Source organism: Bacillus sp. GM2 (assembly GCF_056155945.1).
Genome location: NZ_JBRKSZ010000007.1, coordinates 2,092,991 through 2,112,588 on the forward strand (window position 1 = coordinate 2,092,991; position 19,598 = coordinate 2,112,588).

The following is a 19,598-nucleotide window of genomic DNA, read 5'->3' on the forward strand; positions in this document are numbered from 1 at the left end:
CACGAATAAATGAACAAACAAGACTAAAAACAGACGGAAACCATCTAAATACCGAACGCTAGAGCATTCGCAGTTAACGACGAACTGTCAAGCGGAGACGTTAACGAGGCGAGTGACGACGAAGTTTCCTCCTCTTTACCTTTCAATTAACAATTCGAATCGTATTTCATATACCCGGACTAGCATTCGACCAATACGCTTGGTAATTGTTCGTGGAAATTTCGAACAAAAAAGACGCGTAACAGTACGCGTCTCGGTCACACATCGATCACAAACCTTCGCTTCATCTGCCCGCATCATCACCGATTATCAATCGTCTCCGGATACAGATCATGGTTCATCATCCGATACTCGGCCATTTTTTCATACTTTGTGCCGGGCTTGCCGTAGTTGGTGTACGGGTCGATCGAGATTCCGCCCCTCGGCGTGAATTTGCCCCAGACTTCGATGTAGCGCGGGTCCATCAGCTCAATTAAATCGTTCATGATGATGTTCATGCAGTCTTCGTGAAAATCGCCGTGATTTCGGAAACTGAAGAGATACAGTTTCAAAGACTTGCTTTCTACCATTTTTTTATCAGGGATGTAGCTGATATAGATCGTGGCAAAATCGGGCTGTCCGGTTTTCGGGCACAGGGATGTGAATTCAGGGCAGTTGAATTTCACGAAGTAGTCCCTGTTTTCGTGTTTATTCGGGAAAGACTCAAGCACTTCCGGAGAATAGTCAAACAAATAATTGGTGCCTTGATTTCCAAGAAGGGTTACGCCTTCGAGTTCTGAATCTTTTCTTGTGGTCATCATTCATCTTCCTTTCTTAAATCAAACGCCTCGTTTGTTACCCCAGATCAGGGTGTGGAGCTGCGGGAGAACGCGGACGCGGTTCAATTCAGGGTCGCGCGTGACCGCTTCTACCAGCTGTTCATACTTTTGAAGCAGCCGTTCGACGAGCCGCTCTTGGTCTTCTGTATGAACGTCGTCATTTCCGACTTGGAGAAAGAACGGGACATCGGGATAACGCTGGTGAACTTGCTTTGCAAATTGAAGATCTTCCCCCGTGAATATGACGACCTTCAAACTTGCCGCTGCCGCCCGGCCGTGCTCTTTCAGTTTTTCAACAATATGATCAAGCTTGTTAAAATCGGTTTTCATATTGGAGCTCGGCGGCTTTGGCGAAATTGTTAAATCATCGATTTCGGCAAACCAGTCTTGATAAAACGTCCCTTGCGTCTCAAGCGCTGTCCGTATACCGTTTTCTTTTAAAAGGGAAATCAATCCGTCCAGCTGTTTTAAAAGCGCCGGGTTGCCTCCTGAAATCGTAACGTGTGAGAAGGCGTTTCCGCCGATGTCTTTAAGAGATTCGTATACTTCTTCCGCGGTCATCCATTTGATGTCTTTTTTCGCCGAACCGTCCCAGGTAAAAGCTGAATCGCACCAGCTGCACGAATAGTCGCAGCCGGCTGTTCTGACAAACATCGTCTTTTGCCCGATGACCATCCCCTCTCCCTGAACCGTCGGACCGAAAATTTCAAGTACGGGAATCGGCTTAGCCATTGTGAACACCCGGTTTCGGACGGTAGACGACATAGCTTGTCGGCGTTTCCCTGACAAACACCTGAACGCAATGCGGACGGTTTTTGAGATCTTTCAAATAAGCCTCTGTTTTATCGTAAATCGTTTTCGCCACCACTTCTGTCGAGGGGATCTGATCCGCGCTTTCACCCGAAAATTCCTGATGGTCATTTAAAAGCGTATGATCGTATTCCCCGTGGATCAATTTTTTAATGGTGCTGAAGTTGACAAGGAATCCTGATTCATTCAATTCATCCCCGGCAATCGTGATATTGATTGTATACGTATGGCCGTGGACTCTGCTGCATGCGCCCGCATCCTCTCTCGGAATAAAATGCGCGGCTGACATCTGCATATCTTTATTTAGTTCAAAAGAGTAAGGATGGCTTGGTTGCGGGTAAATTTGTGTAAGCACTGTTAAGCTCGCTCCTTTTTCATTTTCATATATTCATTGTAGCCATTCGCCCGAAGCTTGCAGGCCGGGCATTCGCCGCAGCCGTCGGCAATGATTCCGTTGTAGCACGTCAGCGTCTCGTTTTTCACGAAATCAAGCGCATCAAGCTCATCGGCGAGCTCCCACGTTTCCGCCTTGTTCAGCCACATCAGCGGCGTGTGGATGACAAACGGGCGCTCCATCGCCAAGTTGACAGTGACATTGCAGGATTTGACGAACTCATCCCGGCAATCCGGATAGCCGCTGAAATCCGTCTCACATACGCCTGTTATGATGTGCCGCGCGCCGACCTGGTAGGCGAGGATCGAAGCGAACGATAAAAACACGAGGTTGCGTCCCGGAACAAAAGTGGACGGAAGTTCGCCTTCTTTCGCCTCAATCTCGATATCATCCCTTGTCAAAGCATTCGGCGCGAGCTGATTTAACAGTTCCATATCAAGAAGGTGATGCTTGACGCCAAGCTTTTCAGCGATCTTTTTCGCGACTTCGATTTCCTCCCGGTGCCGCTGATTATATTGGAAGGTGACCGCTTCCACCTCCTGAAATTGCCGAAGCGCCCATAAAAGGCAAGTCGTACTGTCCTGACCGCCGCTGAATACGACGATCGCTTTTTCCTGTTTCATAATTCCTCCTTCTCCGCTTTTCGTCAGCATTTCATAAAAGAAGAGATTCACTGATATTTAAACGAAAAAACACCTTTCTCTGTGAGAAAGGTGCTCTAGCAAAAAAACAATAAAAAAGGCCATACCCCAAGGATACAGCTTTCCTTAGTTTTTTATAGAGGGTTTTGCTAGAACCTCTCCCGCAGTTTCAAGCGGATTTTGTTTCAATTTTCCTTCGCCATCTTATCACAAATCGCACGTTTCGCCAAGTGAAATGCCTGCCATTCAACGCTCAGGCACCCTTTTGACGATCAAAAAGAATATAAAGACGAGGCTCAGCTGGCCGAACAAAGGATAAATGGTCGATATCAGCTTTCCGTAGCCGATTTGTCCCGTCAAGTAGATTGTCAGCAGGATGAACATAAATACATACAGGCTTTTCATATGAAGATATTCATTAATCTGCTTTTCAAGACCATATAAATTGCCGATGACCGATGTGAAGACTTCCCCGAAAATGATAAACAGATAGATGATATGGACAGAATGCTGGACAATGAATACGACCTGTGCCATCGGAACTTCGTATAAAAGGACATCAGGCAATGTTGAAAGAGACAGAAAGCTCGCGATCAACACAAGGGTAAGCAGACACCCTCCGATTAATGCTCCTTTTATAATGAGCCGCTCAGATTTCAGTTCAGAAGCGATCGGCACGAGAACCGCCTGTGCGAGCGACAAATTAAAAGCGCCGTACGAAACAGCGGATAAAATCCAATCGGGTTTTGCCGCCGAGAATGCCGCCAAATTGTGGATCTCCGGCCCTCTGAAAATAAACGAATCAAACAGGACGATGACTGTGAACAGGAGCAGCAGCGGAACGACAATGACATTGACGCCGAATATCCCTTTGACGCCCTTCATCATGACAAACAGACTCAAGGCAATCGTCGCAATCATCCCCGCTTGGTTTGAAAAGCCGAGCTGCTCCTCAAATATCGCCCCCGCTCCGGACAGCATGACAGACGTCACCCCGAGCAAAATCACGAGCATGAAGACATTGACAAATTTCCCGAGCGTATGGCCGAATAAATATTGATTCAGCTCCTGATAAGATTTGGCATTGATTCTGACCGCAATCAGCATCATTTTTGCGCCGAGAAATGTAAACATCAGTCCGCTGATCAAAATTCCGGCCAATCCCGGCCAGCCGAATCTTAAAAAAAACTCGACGATTTCTCTTCCGGTTGCAAATCCGGCTCCCACGACCGTTCCTACATAAACAAATGCCAGCTGAAAGGCTGATCCATGTGATTGACTCATACGACTCCTCCGTAAACGAATTCCCTTTCTACACCATATGAGCCATGTCCTTTAAAAAGAAGGACAACTTCTCATTCAGGAACAAAAAGGAAAAAGCATAGAACTTGAAAGTCAAAGAAGGTCAATGTATACTATTAGTCAGAAATGGTCAAACTGCAGACCATTTTTTCAAAGTCGATTGGTCAAAAAAGGTCAAATTCAATAAAGGGGGTTTTGGCAAATGCGTTGTCAACATTGTCAAAAAAATGAGGCGACGATTCGCCTGAACATGCAAATCAACTTTACAAAAAAACAAATGGATTTATGTGAAGACTGCTATAAAGAGCTGACTCAGCCTTCTATGTTTTCAGGAAATCAATTTTTTGGCGGCGGAGGTTCTTTCTTCAGCCAGCCATCACAAGCGCAGACGCAAACCGCTGCCAAAAAAGGCTTGCTCGATGAACTTGCCGTCAATTTAACGAATGCTGCAAAGACCGGTTTAATCGATCCGGTGATCGGCCGCGATGATGAAGTGGCCCGTGTGATCGAAATCTTAAACCGCAGAAATAAAAACAACCCTGTCTTAATCGGTGAACCGGGCGTCGGTAAAACGGCCGTCGCTGAAGGACTTGCTCTCAAAATCGCCGAAGGCGATGTTCCAAATAAATTGAAAAACAAAGAACTTTACTTGCTTGATGTCGCTTCCCTCGTAGCCAACACCGGCATCAGAGGACAATTTGAAGAAAGAATGAAACAGCTGATGAAAGAGCTGAAAGAACGCAAAAACGCGGTCTTGTTTATTGACGAAATTCACCTTCTTGTCGGAGCCGGCTCTGCCGAAGGCTCGATGGACGCCGGCAACATTTTAAAACCCGCGCTTGCCAGAGGCGAACTGCAAGTCATCGGCGCTACGACGTTGAAAGAATATCGCCAAATCGAAAAAGATGCAGCTTTAGAGCGGCGCTTCCAGCCGATCATGGTCCATGAACCGACAATTGAGCAGACGGCGGCGATTTTAAACGGGCTGAAAGAAAAATACGAAGCGTATCACGATGTAACTTACACAGATGATGCGATAAAAGCCTGCGTCGTTCTGTCTAGCCGCTATATTCAGGACCGTCATCTTCCCGATAAGGCGATCGACCTTTTGGATGAAGCCGGTTCAAAAGCGAACTTGAAAATCGACACGGTCAGCGGTGAACAAGCTTCCCAACGCCTGAAAGAAATCGAAGCGGAAAAAGCCAAAGCGCTGCAGGAAGAAAACTATGAGCTTGCAGCAAAGCTCCGCGACGAAGAAGAAGCGCTGCACAAACAAATGGAAAACCATGCAACAGAAAAACGGGCAACCGTTAAAGCGGAAGACATTCAGGCGATCATCGAACAAAAAACAGGCATTCCGGTCGGCAAGCTTCAGCACGACGATCAGAAGAAAATGAAAGAGCTTGAAACAAACCTTTCAAGCCGCGTGATCGGTCAACAAGAAGCGGTGAAAAAAGTGGCAAAAGCCGTCAAAAGAAGCCGCGCCGGCCTAAAATCAAAAAACAGGCCTGTCGGTTCATTCCTGTTCGTCGGCCCGACCGGCGTCGGTAAAACAGAACTTTCGAAAAGGCTTGCGGAAGAACTGTTCGGCACGAAGGATGCCATCATCCGCCTCGATATGAGCGAATACATGGAAAAACACGCCGTATCGAAGCTGATCGGTTCACCTCCTGGATATGTCGGCCACGAAGAAGCCGGACAGCTCACCGAAAAAGTCCGGAGGAACCCGTACAGCATCGTTTTGCTTGATGAAATCGAAAAAGCCCATCCCGATGTCCAGCACATGTTCCTGCAAATCATGGAAGACGGACGACTGACAGACAGCCAGGGACGGACGGTCAGCTTTAAAGATACCGTCATCATTATGACAAGCAATGCCGGAGTATCTGAAAAGCGGACAACCGTCGGTTTTAACCGGGAAGAACAAGTAATGGGCGAACAATCAATGATCGATTCCCTAAGCGGCTACTTTAAGCCGGAATTCCTGAACAGATTTGACAGCATCATCGAGTTCCAGCCGCTCGAAAAAGAAGATCTGGTCAAGATCGTCGCTCTCTTGCTGGAAGAGCTTGAAGAAACGTTAAAAGAGCAAAACATGACGCTTGAAGTTTCAGATAAAGCAAAAGAAAAAATCGCTGAAATCGGATACCATCCGGCCTTCGGCGCCCGCCCATTAAGACGAACCATTCAAACAGCAGTCGAAGATCAAATGACCGATCTGCTGCTTGAAGAAGAACACATCAAAGGTTTTGCGGTTATCGTTGAAAACGATGAAATCTTGGTGAAACCAACCGCATAACACACATAACGGCCTCCAATTGCGGAGGCCGCTTTACATACAACGTAAGAATCACAAAAATTCTATTTTTTAACATTAAATAACCCTAAAGTCCCTTTTCGCCATGATTTTGAAACAATTTAAGAAACACCCTAAAGTTCCTATCACGCAACACCGATATTAACGATAGAAAAGTTAGTTAAAGGAATTGGTGAAAAAATGGACAAAACATCGTTAATTGGAATCATCTTAGCTATCATCGGAGTAGGTGTCGGCATGGTCATGAAAGGTGTCAGCCCTTCCGTTCTCGTCAATCCCGCGGCATGGCTGATCATCCTTGTCGGGACAATCGCAGCAGTTGTGATCGCTTTTCCAATCCGCGAGATCAAAAAAGTTCCCAAACTCTTCGGCATCTTGTTCAAAGAGAAGAAGATGATCGAAATCAACGAATTGATCCCGATGTTTTCCGAGTGGGCGCAAATCGCAAGACGCGAAGGACTTCTCGCTTTGGAAGCAAATTTAAATGAGATCGATGATGAATTTTTGAAAAACGGCATGAGCATGGCAGTAGACGGCCAAAGTGCCGAATTTATCAGGGACGTTTTAACTGAAGAAGTTGAAGCAATGGAAGAAAGGCATCAAGTCGGAGCGGGCATTTTTACCCAGGCGGGCACATACGCGCCGACACTCGGCGTTTTGGGCGCTGTTGTCGGACTGATCGCCGCGCTTGCGGATATGAGCGACACCGAAGCGCTTGGACATGCGATCAGCGCCGCTTTTGTCGCGACCCTTCTCGGGATCTTCACCGGATATGTACTATGGCATCCTTTTGCCAATAAATTAAAGCGGAAATCCAAACAGGAAGTCAAAGTCCGCGAAGTCATGATTGAAGGCATCCTTTCGATCTTGGAAGGCCAGGCGCCAAAAGTCATTGAACAAAAGCTTTTGATGTACGTCTCTCCAAGCGAACGCTCCAGCATCGTCATCCCAGAAGGAGACAAAGGAGACAGCAGCAATGGCTAGAAAAAAGAAGCACAAAAAAGACCATGAAGAACACGTGGATGAGTCTTGGCTCATCCCATATGCCGATCTGCTGACACTGCTATTGGCCTTGTTCATCGTACTGTTTGCCATGAGCTCGATCGACGCCAAGAAGTTCGATATGCTGTCTAAATCATTCAATGCCGTATTTACCGGCGGAACAGGAATGATGGATTATTCCAGCTTCACCGAGCCGAAAAATAGCACAACCGAAGATGGAAAAAGCCCTGACCAAGCAAAAGATCTCTCTCAAGATCAAAAAGAAAAAGACAAGCAGTCGCTGAAAAAAATTCAGGAGCAGGTCAACCGGTTTATTAAAGAGAAAAATCTTGAAAAACAGGTCAATACGAAGCTGACAGACGAAGGCCTCCTTCTTTCCATCGAGGATAATATCTTTTTTGATTCCGGAAAAGCGGAGATCCGCCAGCAGGACATTCCGCTGGCCAAGGAAGTATCCGACCTTCTCGTCTTGAATCCGCCCCGCAATATCGTAATCAGCGGACATACGGACAATGTGCCGATTCGAAATTCTCAATTTAAATCAAATTGGCATTTAAGTGTGATGCGGGCTGTTAATTTCATGGGGCTTTTAATCGAAAATCCCAAGCTTGACGCCAAAATATTCAGTGCGAAAGGCTACGGGGAATTTAAACCGATCGCTTCAAATGACACCGAAGAAGGAAGAAGGAAAAACAGACGTGTTGAAATCCTCATCCTGCCGATCGGCCAGGAAAACCTGAATAAAAAAGAATAGGAAGCTGCCTTTTGGCAGCTTCCTTATTCTTTGCCCTTATAAATATTTCTTGCGTTCAGTCCGACTTTTTTCAGCATTTCGATGCAGGCTTCTTTCTCCTCATCGCTTAACACGCTGATCATGTGGTGAAGCTCTTCTGCATGACCCGGAAAAATCTTCTCCAGGAGCTTGGTGCCTTTATCTGTAATTTGCGCGTAGGTCACCCTGCGGTCGGTCGCACAGGCTCTTCTCGCGATCAGCTCCTTTTGCTCAAGCTTGTCAACCACATATGTAATACTCCCGCTCGCCAGAAGAATCTTATCCCCTATTTGCTGAAGGGGCTGATCCCCTTTATGATAGAGGAGTTCTAAAACGGCAAACTCGGTTGGATTCAGACCATGATGATGAATATGTTTATTCATATGATCATTAATGGATCTGTACGCTCGAGATAATACAATAAATAATTTCAAGGACTGTTCCTGTTCTCTATTACTCATATCTCTCATCTCCAAAGAAACAACTACAGGAAAACATTAATAAACTATGAGGAAAATGTCAACTGTTAACATTCAAACCATGTTATGATGAGTAGGAATCGAACATCAAATAGATATATCCGGAAATTCCCCGGTATTGTGTCCTATTTTCACGGTATTGGTTATCTTTTCTATAAATCGGCTCTCACTAGTGATATAATACCCCTATTCCTGTATCGATTGGGAGAGAGTAAAAATATGCGCAATTTGAAAAATCTATGGAAGAAAGTCAGGCTTTATTTGATCTTGGTGATGATCCCCGCCTTCATTATAAGCTTTTTTGTATACGAACAAGAACGAGAAAATATCACTGAAAAGCACCGTCAGACTGCGACTCTCATGCTCAATATTCACCGCAACCAAATCAACTACCTGATCGGCGAAACAGAAGCAAGGCTCAGCTCCCTTGCCACGGCCCTCAACCACCCTGTTAATGAGCAGCATATCAAACGAATCCTGACGGAAACGTATAAAAAAGAACCGCGTTTTTCGGCTTTATACCTTTTAAATAAAGACGGCGATGTCATGGTGAGCACGTCCCCCGTCAAAGAAAAAAAGAAGGTTTCGTACAAGAGCATTCTGCAAAAAGCGGAAAAATCAAAAAAATCCGTGATCACAGACGATATACATACAGTGTCGGACAGGCTGGAGCTGAATATTTTTACTCCTGTCTATGACAGCGAAGGCAGAACGACAAATTTTCTGCTGGCTTCGATCCGCGTCGATTATCTGAAAAATATCATGAACGTCCTGAGCCCTGAGCTTTATATCAAAATTCTCAATCAGAAGAATCAGATTGTCTTTACGGCAGGCCATTCTCCTCCTGAGAAGCCGGACGGCGGCACCGTCGACGCTTTTTTGGATCAGATCGACTGGAAGCTTGAAGTTTATCCGGAACCGGTCCAGCTTGATGAAATCGTTCACAGTCTTCTGCTGTCATTTTTAAGTATTTTCATTCTGCTGAATATTATGTTCCTCATGCTCCAGTATGTGCTGCTGAAGCGGCGGACCAAGCAGGAGCGCGCCCAAAATGAAGCGCAGAAGCTCGAATTAATCGGCACCCTTGCAGCGAGCACCGCTCATGAAATCAGAAACCCGCTGACAGGTATCAGCGGCTTTATCCAGCTCCTGCAAAAAAAATATCAATCAAAAGAAGATCAAATGTATTTCTCAATCATCGACCAGGAAATCCGGAGGATCAACCAGATTGTCAGCGAGTTTCTCGTGCTCGGAAAGCCGACGGCAGAGCAGTGGCAGCTTAACGCCATGAACGAAATGATTGACGAAATCATGCCGATTATTCATTCTGAGGCAAATTTATATAATGTGGAAGTGGAATTTCAAGACTGCGGAGAAGACCCGGCTTATGTGTATTGTAAAAAAGATCATATTAAGCAGGTTGTCTTGAACGTCGCCAAAAATGCTCTTGAATCGATGAAAAACGGCGGAAAGCTGCTCATTCAAATCGAACATCATCAAGAGAAGGCGCAAATTATTGTGAAGGATATCGGAGAAGGCATTCCAAAAGAACTGATGGAGAGTATTTTCCAGCCTTTTGTCACGTCAAAGGAAAAAGGAACCGGACTCGGCCTTGTCGTGTGCAAGCGCATCATTTCCATGTACGGGGGAACCATTCAGATCGAAAGCGAACAGCATAAAGGAACGACTGTAACGATTACGCTGCCGACTTCAAAGGAACAGGTTGACTGAGGCTTCCCCGTTCCTGCAAAGAGCCTGCCTTCCACGGCAGCTCTTTTTCGTTCAGTCACTATGCCGTATATTTTTCAACGGTCAGACAGTCGATGCAGCCTAAAAAATCCTGAAGCAGATTGTCAGACGCGTTTTCATTCATAGACAGTTTTTGATATTCATAAATTAATTGATCCAGCTCCTGGCTCCGCCTGATCGTTTCATCCCCTGTAAATCCATAGATTTCAGCGGCTTCAACCATCATTTGCCGCTTCTTGCTGATAGAAACGAGCAATGCTTCTTTTTCAACATAACTTTGCATACGCTTCACCCCTTACCGACATATCGTTTCTTAGAACCATCCAGATTTTGCGTACTTGAGCATTATTACAGATTATACTTATTTTGTAAACCTATTTTTCAAAAAATTATTTTGAAATCGAGTATAATAGATTTGTGGAATTAAAGGTGTAATACCCATCGATGAAATACGGCAAACACCTTTAAAAGAGTTCATGCGGATAGAAGGAGGTCTAAATGATGAAAAAACCAGTGTCAAGGCTCCGAACCATCTTTGCCGTGAAAGAAGCCTATTCAGGCCTCTTATTGTTTTTCAAGGCATTTAGAGCCTGGAGAAAGGGAGACTTCCCCTTATTCCCGAAAAAAACGATTTTACTGGCCGCGCTGGCATTGATTTATGTGCTGTCTCCGGTCGATTTGATTCCCGATGTTCTCGCAGGTGTCGGCTGGCTTGATGACGCGGCTGTGCTCGCTTTTCTATTCAGGCAAATCACTAAAGAGCTGGACGGATTTGAAATACATCTAACGGAAGGAATACACGGCAATGGCAAACAATAATATTCTCGGTATCAATCATCTCTTGTTTTCGGTCTCTGACCTGTCCGTCTCTATTTCATTCTATGAAAAGGTGTTTGATGCGAAGTGGCTCGTAAAGGCCGAGAAAACCGCTTATTTTGACCTGAACGGCATCTGGCTCGCATTAAACGAAGAGAAAGACATTAAGAGACAGGAAATCCACGACTCTTACACCCATATCGCCTTTTCGATTCAACAGGAAGATTTGCCGTTCTGGGAAAAGAAATTACGCGATTTAGGTGTAAACGTGCTAAAGGGCAGAAAACGGCATGAAGGCGACAAAGATTCAATTTATTTCTCAGATCCGGACGGCCATAAGTTCGAGCTTCACACCGGCTCTGTGTTTGACCGTCTTCAATACTATCAAAATGAAAAACAGCATCTCTCCTTTCATGAAGGCCACATCAAGGCCCTTTATGACAGAAACAAATAAAAAAGCGTCCACGCGGACGCTTTTTCATTATCGGCTCACACTCTCTTTCTCATAAATCGGCACCCATCCCTCTGTCGTCACAAAGATTCTGACAGCCACGACTTTTCGGTCTTCCTGAAGCGTGAAATAATGGCGGGTGTTTTCAGGAACGGAGATCAAATCTCCCGGATTTAAGAGGACATCAAAAAATGTGCCGTCTTTTCCTTCGATCGCAAAGATGCCGTGGCCGCTGACGATAAATCTGACTTCATCGTCTGTATGATGATGTTCCTGTTTGAAATTTTTCAAGAGCTCATCGAGTTTCGGATTTTGGTCGGAAAGCGAGATGACATCGCTCGCTTTATAGCCGCGGCGTTTTGAAATGTCTTTTATTTCAGCGGCAAAGACGTCTAAAATCTCCTGTTTCTCTTCATCGGTCAAATCGAATTTTTCTTTTAAGCCGGCCGGCAGCTTTGTGATATCCCACTTTTCATAAATGACCTCCTGCCCTTTTAGAAATTGTTCCACTTCTTCCTGCTTTTCAATAGTCGTGTTTTGTTCATCATGGATCCGAATTGTCGCCATGCTTTCTCCCCCTTTTTAATTAAACGTGGTAAACCTGCAAAGCTTTCAGTTTTAAATGCCAGCTGAACAGAAATTCATACGCTTCAAGCATCCGCTTTGTCTCAAATGCCGTTTTTCCCCAGACGGTAATGCCGTGGCTGCGAATCAGCACTGCGCCTGAATCACCTGAAAGGTGTCCGGCAAAATCCGCCGCCAAATCCGGAATATGAGCGCTGTTTTCGATAATCGGGATCGTAACCTCCGCATTTTCCTCCCAAAGACCGAGCGCCTTTATGATTTCCTGGCCTCTGAATGTCACTTGCTTTTCTTTTGCGTAAAGCTCTGAGATGACATTGTTGTCAATCGTATGGACGTGAAGACAGCAGCCTGCGTTTGTATTTTGATAGACACAGGTGTGCAGCAGCGTCTCTGCCGACGGTTTCAGCGCATGTCCGGTCTCCGCCGGCCTCCCCTCTTCGTCCGCCAGCAGAAAATCCTCCGCGGACGCTTTTCGCTTATCTTTTCCGCTTGCTGTGATGAGAAATCGCAGCGGGTCTTCTGATACTTTGATTGACAGATTGCCGCTTGTCGCCGGGAACCAATCCCTTTCCGCAAGCTCTTTTTTTACCTCGGCAAGTTCGTGCCGTTTTTGCTCAGGATCCATTCTTTCACCTCCGCGGTCTCTTCAAGTATTCGCTTTACATCGTGGAAATCGCCGAATCCCGCATGCTTCAGGCCGAGCCCCTCACATTCCCGCAGTAAATAATCGCGCGCGATGCACAAGTCGGAACATTTGGCAGCTTCAACATCTGTAACAGAGTCCCCGATCATGACAATAAAATCGTCCCGGCCTTTCAGCCGGCGGATGATGGAAGGCTTGCAGCAGCCGCATTCATTTCCGCAGCCGCCGTCACACGGATACGGCCAGCGGATCTCGATATTGCGTCCTGAGAAGCCGGCCTCATTGCAGTAAATACGTTCCTTTTCGACAATTCCTTCAAGCAGAGGATAGACGAAAAAATCCATCCCTCCGCTCACGACGTAAAACGGAAGACCCTTCTCATCCAGAAAAGAGACCAATTCCTTAAACCCGGGGCGGATCTCGGCTTGTTTCAGTACATATGCCGTAATGTCTTCTTTCAGGCTTGTCGGCAGCAATTGAAACATTCTGCCGACTCCGTCCTTAATCGATATGTCCTTGGACAGAACCCCGTCTTTTAAAGCGAGCCACTCTTCTGGAGCGAATTGTTTCATAATGCTGATGATGTTGTCGTTTGTTGTGATGGTTCCGTCAAAATCGCAAATGATAAGCGGCTGCCTCATACAGAAACCTCAACCCTTCCCCATTTTTCAAGGGCGAGCTTCAAATCGGGAGAACGCTTTGCTTTTTCTTCGACAGGCTCCGCTTCCAGGACGGCATCAATGATCGCCCGAAACGCTCTTCCTCCTCCTGCCGCTCCGTTTGGATGACCGTGAATCCCCCCGCCTGCGTTGATGATATGGTCAATGCCGAAGTCTTTCATCAAGAGCGGGACCATGCCGGGGTGAATACCGGCCGACGGGACGGCGAATGTCGGTTTAAAAACGTCTTCCTTCGTGCATTCATCGTATATGGCAAGCGCATCCCGCTTCGGCAGAGCAACGCCTCCGTACGGTGAAGGGAACAGGCTGAAATCAGCACCCGCATACCGGTTCAGCTTGCCGAGCAAGAGCGAATGGGAAAAACCGTAATGCGGCGACGAAGTGAGTGCGCCGCTTACTGCCGGGTGCGCCATGATCGGCAGCGGGATGTCGTCGTCTTCCGCAAGGCTTTGCAAAACATCGAGCCCGTAGGCGAACACATTCAGCAGCAAAACATCGGCTCCGAGCTCGGCCGCTTTTCTCGCCTTCGATTTCAGCTCCATTGTCCTGCCCGTCAGGTTGACGGCATACAGCGTTTTGCGCCCTGTTTCTTCAAAAGCTGCCTCAAGCACTTTCTTTCCTTCCGTGATTCGTTTTTCAAAGGGTGCACTGCCTGTTTCGAATAAGATTTCATCGTCCTTGATCAAATCCACTCCGCCGAGCGCCTGGTGCCTGAGCTGTTCCTTCAAGTCTTCCATATCGCGGCCGATGACGCCTTTAAAAATGCTCATCAGCAGCGGCCTTTCAAATTCGCCGATTTTTTTCCGGATCCCGTATATGCCGAATTTCGGACCAGGCAATGATTGTTTAAAAGACTGTGAAAACTCCAAATCCGCCAATTTAATTTTTCCGTCAAGAGACAGCTTTCCAAAAACGGACGTCAGCACAGCGGGAATGTCGCTTGTAAAATTGGCTTCCGGATAAGCGATGGTGACTGTTGCCTGTTTTTCCCCCCGCGCGCTTTCTGTTTCTTCGACCTTGACGACGCGTCCTTTATGCTTTTTCAGCTGTTCCTGCTTTAAGAGCGGCAGATCTGTCCACGACCCGACCGTCAGTCCGATCGCGATTTGCTCGGCCCGCTTTTCTGCGTCACACCCTTGATCTGTCAAAACATATGTTGCCAAAAGTTCACTCATTCTGTAGCTCCTTCCTGCTTCATGCATATAAAAAAACCTCTTTTGCTGCTTTAGCTAAAAGAGGTTTCGCATTTCAGGTTCGAATCCTTATCTCTCAGCGTCAGCTGCAAGAATTAGCACCGTGCTTAAAAAGTCGGTTGCCGGGCTTCATCGGGCTTGTCCCTCTGCCTGCTCTTGATAAGAATATTGATTTTATAAATTATTTTGAATTATCCCATCGTTTCTCCCGGTTGTCAATGACTGTCGCCGGTCTTTTTGAATATATTCAGCCTGGCAATACGCGAAGCCGCTTCCCGGAGCCGCTCTTCGCTTGTCAAGAGGCCGACTCTCACATACCCTTCTCCGTGTTTGCCAAAGCCGATCCCGGGCGCTGTGACGACATTCGCTTTTTCGAGAAGCAGATCGGAAAAAGCCTCGGATGTATACCCGGCAGGGACAGGCATCCAGGCGAAAAAAGAACCTTGCGGAGCATCCGCGTGCCAGCCGATTTCACGGACCGCACGAATCCATACATCCCGCCTTTTTTCGTAGCGCTCATTTTGCTCCTTGACACACGCTTGGTCTGATAGAAGCGCGGCTGCCGCGGCGTCTTGGACCGCTTTAAAAAGGCTGACATACATATGGTCCTGATAAAGGTTCAGCGCTTCGATCACAGAGGCGTTGCCAACTGCAAACCCAACCCGCCATCCAGCCATATTATACGTTTTGGAAAGCGTGTAAATTTCGATTCCTGTGTCTTTTGCCCCCTCCGTTTCGAGAAAGCTGACAGGCCTCTTGCCGTCGTAGCCAATCGCACCGTAGGCAAAATCGTGGATGACGCAAATCCCGTTCGACTTGGCAAACCGGACAGTCTCTTCGAAAAAAACAGGTGTGGCTTGGGCACCGGTTGGATTGTTCGGATAATTTAAATACATGAGCTTCGCTTTTTCTTTCACTTCCTTCGGAATCCGGCTGTAGTCAGGCAGAAACTGATTGTCCGCTGTAAGCGGCATCGTTTCCATGTTCGCTCTTGCCAGTTCAACGCCCGACCAGTAGTCGGGATAGCCGGGATCGGGAACGAGCACGGCATCCCCCGGATTTAACAAACATTGCGGAAGCTCGACAAGACCGGCTTTTCCGCCGAACAATACAGCGACTTCACGTTCGGGATCGAGCTCTACGCCGTATTCCCTTTGATAGAACGCGGCTGCCGCCTCCTTGAGTGAACGGCTGCCGCGAAAGGAGGAATACTGATGGTTTTCAGGGTTGCGGACGGCTTGTGCCATTGTATCAACGATGTGATCCGGTGTCGGCTGATCGGGATTTCCCTGACCGAGATTGATGACATCATGGCCGGCGGCGATTTTTTCATTCACCTTTTTCACCAAGGAAGCGAAAAACTGCTCAGGCAGCTGTTTCAACACATCTGAAAGCTCAAATTTCATACGATTCACCCGCTTTTGAAAAATTCTTGAAATGATAGTCCATCATCATATATTGTTAAATGTAAAATGTAAAGAAAAAAATGAGGTGATCCAGATTGAAGCTGACAATTTCATGCCTGCAATTCGATATCGCATACGGCAATCCTTCTGAAAATTTTAAAAAAGCGGAGCAGCTGATCGAACAGGAAAGCCGAAATGCGGATGTCCTTCTCCTTCCCGAGCTGTGGACCACGGGTTATGATTTAAAAAATCTCGGCTCCATCGCAGATGAAGAAGGCAGGCAAACGAAGAAATGGCTGCAGGAAACGGCAAAAGCAAACCGTGTCTATATCATATGCGGTTCAGTCGCCGTTAAGAAAAAAAGCGGTGTGTACAATATCATGTACATCGCAGACAAAAACGGACATTTGATCAAAGAATACAGCAAAGTTCACCTTTTTCAGCTGATGGACGAACACCTCTATTTGTCATCGGGCTCAGGCGACGGGAGCTTCGAGCTTGAAGGGTTCCCGGCTGCGGGGTTTATCTGCTACGACATCCGTTTCCCCGAATGGATCAGAAAACATACGAAGGACGGTGCGGGCATCATCTTTGTATCGGCGGAATGGCCGCTCGCCCGCCTCGATCACTGGCAAAGCCTTTTAAAAGCCAGAGCGATTGAAAATCAGTGCTTTGTCGCAGCCTGCAACCGGGCGGGAAAAGACCCGGCAAACGAATTTGCGGGCCACAGCATCATCATTGATCCGCTCGGCCGCACCCTCGCTGAAGCAGGACGCGGAGAAGCGGTCATCAGGGCTGAAATCGACCTCGTGGACATTGAAAAAGCGCGGGGGCAAATTCCGGTTTTTGAGGACATTCGCAAAGATTTATATTAAAAAAGTGTTGACAAGAAAACTGAGATGCTGGTAACATTTTCAGCAACTGACCGAACTGAAATTTCAAAATTTTATATTGATTTCTCTTATCGAGAGTTGGGTGAAGGACTGGCCTAATGACCCCAACAGCAACCGACCGTAATACCATTGTGAAATGGGGCGCGAAATTCTGCGCCGCTAGGGCACGGTGCTAATTCCATCAGACTTTGAATTCTGAGAGATAAGAGAGGCGAACGCGACAAATCAGCCTCTTTCTCTCGATGAGAAAGAGGCTTTTTTATTGTTAACGACATTTAGGGGGAATCACACATGACCGTAACGAAAACCGCAGCATACGAAACTTTGACCGAAAGCTCCGCGGCCGCGCTGGCCGTCCGCCTTGGGCTTTTTCCAAGCAAAAGCACCCTGACATGCCGGGAGATCGGGGACGGAAACTTGAATCTCGTCTTCCGCGTGTATGACAAAGAGCAGCAAAAAGGGCTGATCATCAAGCAGGCGGTGCCTTATGCAAAAGTCGTCGGCGAAAGCTGGCCGCTGACGCTTGACAGGGCGAGAATCGAAAGCAGTGCGCTGATCCGCCAAGCCGAGCATGTCCCGCACCTTGTCCCGAACGTGTACTATTCTGACACCGAGCTTGCCGTCACCGTATTGGAAGACCTTTCTCACTTGGAAATCGCCAGAAAAGGACTGATTGACGGGAAGGATTATCCGCACCTGTCGGAAGACATCGGAGAATTCCTTGGAAAAACGCATTTTTACTCGTCTGAATATGCGCTTGACCCAACAGTTAAAGGGCGGCTTGTGAAGCAGTTTACGAATCCGGATCTGTGCGATATTACAGAAAGCCTTGTGTTCACAGACCCTTTCTTTGACCATGAGACGAACGATTTCGAAGAAGAGCTTCGCGATGAAGCGGAAGATCTTTGGCGCAATGAAGCATTAAAAATTGAAGCGGCAAAACTGAAACAGCGCTTTTTGTCTGCGGAGGAAACGCTGATCCACGGCGACCTGCATACAGGCAGCATTTTCGCCAGTGAAGAAGCGGAAACGAAAATCATCGACCCAGAATTTGCATTTTTCGGCCCGATCGGGTTTGACATTGGACAGTTTATCGCCAACCTGCTGCTACACGCGCTTTCCCGCGAAGAAAACAGGCGGGCTCCTTTATACCGCCATGTCGAGACCGTCTGGCATACGTTCAGCCGGACATTCAGCGAAGCATGGGAAAACGATGCTCTTGACGCTTGCAAAAATGAGAAAGGACGTCTTGAATCAGTCCTAAAACAGGCGTTTGAAGACGCAGCAGGCTTTGCCGGCTGCGAAATGATCCGCCGGACGATCGGCCTTGCCCATGTGGCGGACCTTGATACGATCGTTCCGTTTTCCCGGAGAATCAGCCAAAAAAAGCTCGCCCTTAAAATAGGCGCAGCATTCATAGAAAAACGCAGCGGTTTCCGGACGCCAAAAGACTTGATTGAAGCGTTTCGGAACGCGCTTAAGGAGTGAATGACATGCCTGAACAATTTGCGGTGCCCCGCTCTGTCGAATGGGAAGAAACATCGGTAAAAATCCTGAACCAGCAAAAGCTTCCCGAAAAGACGGAATACCTGCACCTCACAACAAAAGAAGACGTCTATGATGCGATCCAAACGCTGAAAGTGAGAGGTGCGCCTGCCATCGGCATTACAGCCGCCTTTGGACTCGCCCTTTGCGCACAAAGCATCGATACATCTGACGTTTCCGCGTTTCTGTTGGAACTCGGCAAAATCAAAGATGAACTCAGTCAGGCAAGGCCGACAGCCGTCAATTTATCCTGGGCTCTCAATCGGCTGGTAAAAAGTGCGGAGGACGCAAAATCGGTCAATGAAGCAAAAACAAATCTGATCCATGAAGCCATTCAGATCCAGGTTGAAGACGAAGAAACGTGCCGGCAAATCGGACAGAATGCACTGCATTTGTTCAAATCGGGTGACAGCATCATGACCATCTGCAACGCCGGCTCGATTGCGACAAGCAGGTACGGTACGGCCCTTGCCCCGTTTTATCTTGCCAAAACAAAGGACCTCGACCTTCATATTTATGCCTGTGAAACGAGACCTGTCCTGCAGGGGGCGCGCCTGACGGCGTGGGAGCTTATGCAGGGGGGAATTGACGTGACGCTGATTACAGACAGCATGGCTGCCCATACGATGAGAGAAAAAAACATTTCTGCCGTCATTGTCGGAGCGGACAGGATCGCGAGAAACGGAGATACAGCCAATAAAATCGGAACATACGGCTTGGCAATCCTCGCCAAAGCCTTTCAAATCCCGTTTTTTATCGCCGCTCCCCTGTCAACTTTTGATGTTTCGATTTCATGCGGCGGCGACATTCCGATTGAAGAACGCGATCCGGATGAAGTCAGGCAGATAAACGGAACGCAAATAGCGCCGCAAGAGGTGCCAGTGTTCAACCCTGCTTTTGATATCACGCCGCACGATTTAATCTCTGGAATCATTACGGAAAAAGGGATTATCACAGACAGGTTTGAAGAAGAAATTGAAGCGCTGTTTTCCGCTGAAGCCCTTACTTGAGGCCGCTTTAGCGGATTTTAATCGATTTGATGATGTCTTTCTTCTGCTCTTCAGTCAACACTTGCAGCTTGACGAACAATTCCGCGTATCCT

At 47.2% G+C, this 19,598-nt stretch carries 21 protein-coding genes and 3 riboswitches; of the genes, 9 read left to right on the plus strand and 12 right to left on the minus strand.

Annotated elements, in window-relative coordinates; all coding sequences use genetic code 11:
- Positions 1-299: 299 nt before the first annotated feature.
- The 5 genes from queF to ACVC9U_RS11640 form a co-directional block, all read right to left on the minus strand.
- Positions 300-797: a preQ(1) synthase gene (gene queF, locus ACVC9U_RS11620; RefSeq protein ID WP_009328607.1), complete on the minus strand. Its 498-nt coding sequence runs from the start codon at positions 795-797 to the stop codon at positions 300-302.
- A 21-nt stretch (positions 798-818) separates the two neighbouring features.
- Complete coding sequence (gene queE / locus ACVC9U_RS11625; protein WP_075753127.1) at positions 819-1,550, minus strand: 7-carboxy-7-deazaguanine synthase QueE; 732 nt, start codon at positions 1,548-1,550, stop codon at positions 819-821.
- A complete protein-coding gene (queD, locus tag ACVC9U_RS11630) occupies positions 1,543-1,983 on the minus strand; it encodes a 6-carboxytetrahydropterin synthase QueD (protein WP_020451153.1) in 441 nt (146 codons plus the stop codon). The genes queE and queD overlap by 8 nt, the downstream gene beginning before the upstream one ends.
- Before the next feature lie 2 nt (positions 1,984-1,985).
- Positions 1,986-2,645, minus strand: a complete 660-nt coding sequence (gene queC, locus ACVC9U_RS11635; protein WP_020451152.1) for a 7-cyano-7-deazaguanine synthase QueC — start codon at positions 2,643-2,645, stop codon at positions 1,986-1,988.
- A 138-nt stretch (positions 2,646-2,783) separates the two neighbouring features.
- Positions 2,784-2,828, minus strand: a riboswitch (PreQ1 riboswitch).
- 81 nt (positions 2,829-2,909) lie between these two features.
- Positions 2,910-3,947 (minus strand): YkvI family membrane protein, encoded by a 1,038-nt coding sequence (locus ACVC9U_RS11640; RefSeq protein ID WP_020451151.1) that lies wholly within the window; start codon positions 3,945-3,947, stop codon positions 2,910-2,912.
- A 220-nt stretch (positions 3,948-4,167) separates the two neighbouring features.
- Between ACVC9U_RS11640 and ACVC9U_RS11645 the strand changes: the two genes are divergently transcribed.
- From ACVC9U_RS11645 to motB, 3 genes are all read left to right on the plus strand, one after another.
- Positions 4,168-6,264: an ATP-dependent Clp protease ATP-binding subunit gene (locus ACVC9U_RS11645; protein ID WP_075753129.1), complete on the plus strand. Its 2,097-nt coding sequence runs from the start codon at positions 4,168-4,170 to the stop codon at positions 6,262-6,264.
- A gap of 198 nt (positions 6,265-6,462) precedes the next feature.
- Entirely contained in the window at positions 6,463-7,266 is an 804-nt protein-coding gene (gene motA / locus ACVC9U_RS11650) for a flagellar motor stator protein MotA (RefSeq protein ID WP_020451149.1), read from the plus strand.
- Positions 7,259-8,038 carry a flagellar motor protein MotB gene (motB, locus tag ACVC9U_RS11655; RefSeq protein WP_075753131.1) on the plus strand — a complete coding sequence of 260 codons (780 nt, stop codon included), beginning with the start codon at positions 7,259-7,261 and terminating at the stop codon, positions 8,036-8,038. The genes motA and motB overlap by 8 nt, the downstream gene beginning before the upstream one ends.
- Before the next feature lie 23 nt (positions 8,039-8,061).
- On the opposite strand, the gene mhqR is transcribed toward motB, so the two are convergent.
- Positions 8,062-8,517 (minus strand): MarR family transcriptional regulator MhqR, encoded by a 456-nt coding sequence (gene mhqR / locus ACVC9U_RS11660; RefSeq protein WP_020451147.1) that lies wholly within the window; start codon positions 8,515-8,517, stop codon positions 8,062-8,064.
- A 237-nt stretch (positions 8,518-8,754) separates the two neighbouring features.
- Between mhqR and ACVC9U_RS11665 the strand changes: the two genes are divergently transcribed.
- Positions 8,755-10,266, plus strand: coding sequence for a PAS domain-containing sensor histidine kinase (locus ACVC9U_RS11665; RefSeq protein ID WP_075753133.1), 1,512 nt, complete (start codon positions 8,755-8,757; stop codon positions 10,264-10,266).
- A 58-nt stretch (positions 10,267-10,324) separates the two neighbouring features.
- On the opposite strand, the gene ACVC9U_RS11670 is transcribed toward ACVC9U_RS11665, so the two are convergent.
- Entirely contained in the window at positions 10,325-10,567 is a 243-nt protein-coding gene (locus ACVC9U_RS11670; RefSeq protein WP_075753135.1) for an aspartyl-phosphate phosphatase Spo0E family protein, read from the minus strand.
- Between the two features lie 218 nt (positions 10,568-10,785).
- Between ACVC9U_RS11670 and ACVC9U_RS11675 the strand changes: the two genes are divergently transcribed.
- Positions 10,786-11,103 (plus strand): YkvA family protein, encoded by a 318-nt coding sequence (locus ACVC9U_RS11675; protein ID WP_237562667.1) that lies wholly within the window; start codon positions 10,786-10,788, stop codon positions 11,101-11,103.
- The gene (gene fosB / locus ACVC9U_RS11680; protein WP_020451143.1) at positions 11,090-11,554 is read left to right on the plus strand and encodes a metallothiol transferase FosB; all 465 of its coding nucleotides are present in this window, start codon (positions 11,090-11,092) and stop codon (positions 11,552-11,554) included. Before ACVC9U_RS11675 ends, fosB begins: the two co-directional genes overlap by 14 nt.
- A 27-nt stretch (positions 11,555-11,581) precedes the next feature.
- On the opposite strand, the gene ACVC9U_RS11685 is transcribed toward fosB, so the two are convergent.
- From ACVC9U_RS11685 to ACVC9U_RS11705, 5 genes are all read right to left on the minus strand, one after another.
- Positions 11,582-12,118: a 1,2-dihydroxy-3-keto-5-methylthiopentene dioxygenase gene (locus ACVC9U_RS11685; protein WP_145652482.1), complete on the minus strand. Its 537-nt coding sequence runs from the start codon at positions 12,116-12,118 to the stop codon at positions 11,582-11,584.
- Between the two features lie 19 nt (positions 12,119-12,137).
- Positions 12,138-12,761 carry a methylthioribulose 1-phosphate dehydratase gene (locus ACVC9U_RS11690; protein ID WP_441390944.1) on the minus strand — a complete coding sequence of 208 codons (624 nt, stop codon included), beginning with the start codon at positions 12,759-12,761 and terminating at the stop codon, positions 12,138-12,140.
- The gene (gene mtnX / locus ACVC9U_RS11695) at positions 12,722-13,420 is read right to left on the minus strand and encodes a 2-hydroxy-3-keto-5-methylthiopentenyl-1-phosphate phosphatase (RefSeq protein ID WP_441390946.1); all 699 of its coding nucleotides are present in this window, start codon (positions 13,418-13,420) and stop codon (positions 12,722-12,724) included. Before mtnX ends, ACVC9U_RS11690 begins: the two co-directional genes overlap by 40 nt.
- Positions 13,417-14,634, minus strand: a complete 1,218-nt coding sequence (gene mtnW / locus ACVC9U_RS11700; protein ID WP_441390948.1) for a 2,3-diketo-5-methylthiopentyl-1-phosphate enolase — start codon at positions 14,632-14,634, stop codon at positions 13,417-13,419. The genes mtnX and mtnW overlap by 4 nt, the downstream gene beginning before the upstream one ends.
- A gap of 84 nt (positions 14,635-14,718) precedes the next feature.
- Positions 14,719-14,818, minus strand: a riboswitch (SAM riboswitch).
- 49 nt (positions 14,819-14,867) lie between these two features.
- Positions 14,868-16,058 carry a pyridoxal phosphate-dependent aminotransferase gene (locus ACVC9U_RS11705; protein WP_441390950.1) on the minus strand — a complete coding sequence of 397 codons (1,191 nt, stop codon included), beginning with the start codon at positions 16,056-16,058 and terminating at the stop codon, positions 14,868-14,870.
- 95 nt (positions 16,059-16,153) lie between these two features.
- On the opposite strand from ACVC9U_RS11705, the gene ACVC9U_RS11710 reads away from it, so the two are divergent.
- The 3 genes from ACVC9U_RS11710 (at position 16,154) to mtnA (ending at position 19,506) form a co-directional block, all read left to right on the plus strand.
- Entirely contained in the window at positions 16,154-16,933 is a 780-nt protein-coding gene (locus ACVC9U_RS11710; protein WP_441390952.1) for a carbon-nitrogen family hydrolase, read from the plus strand.
- Positions 16,934-17,016: 83 nt separating this feature from the next.
- Positions 17,017-17,160, plus strand: a riboswitch (SAM riboswitch).
- Between the two features lie 82 nt (positions 17,161-17,242).
- A complete protein-coding gene (gene mtnK, locus ACVC9U_RS11715; protein WP_441390954.1) occupies positions 17,243-18,439 on the plus strand; it encodes an S-methyl-5-thioribose kinase in 1,197 nt (398 codons plus the stop codon).
- Between the two features lie 5 nt (positions 18,440-18,444).
- Positions 18,445-19,506, plus strand: a complete 1,062-nt coding sequence (gene mtnA, locus ACVC9U_RS11720; protein ID WP_145652496.1) for an S-methyl-5-thioribose-1-phosphate isomerase — start codon at positions 18,445-18,447, stop codon at positions 19,504-19,506.
- The last annotated feature ends 92 nt before the right edge of the window (positions 19,507-19,598 follow it).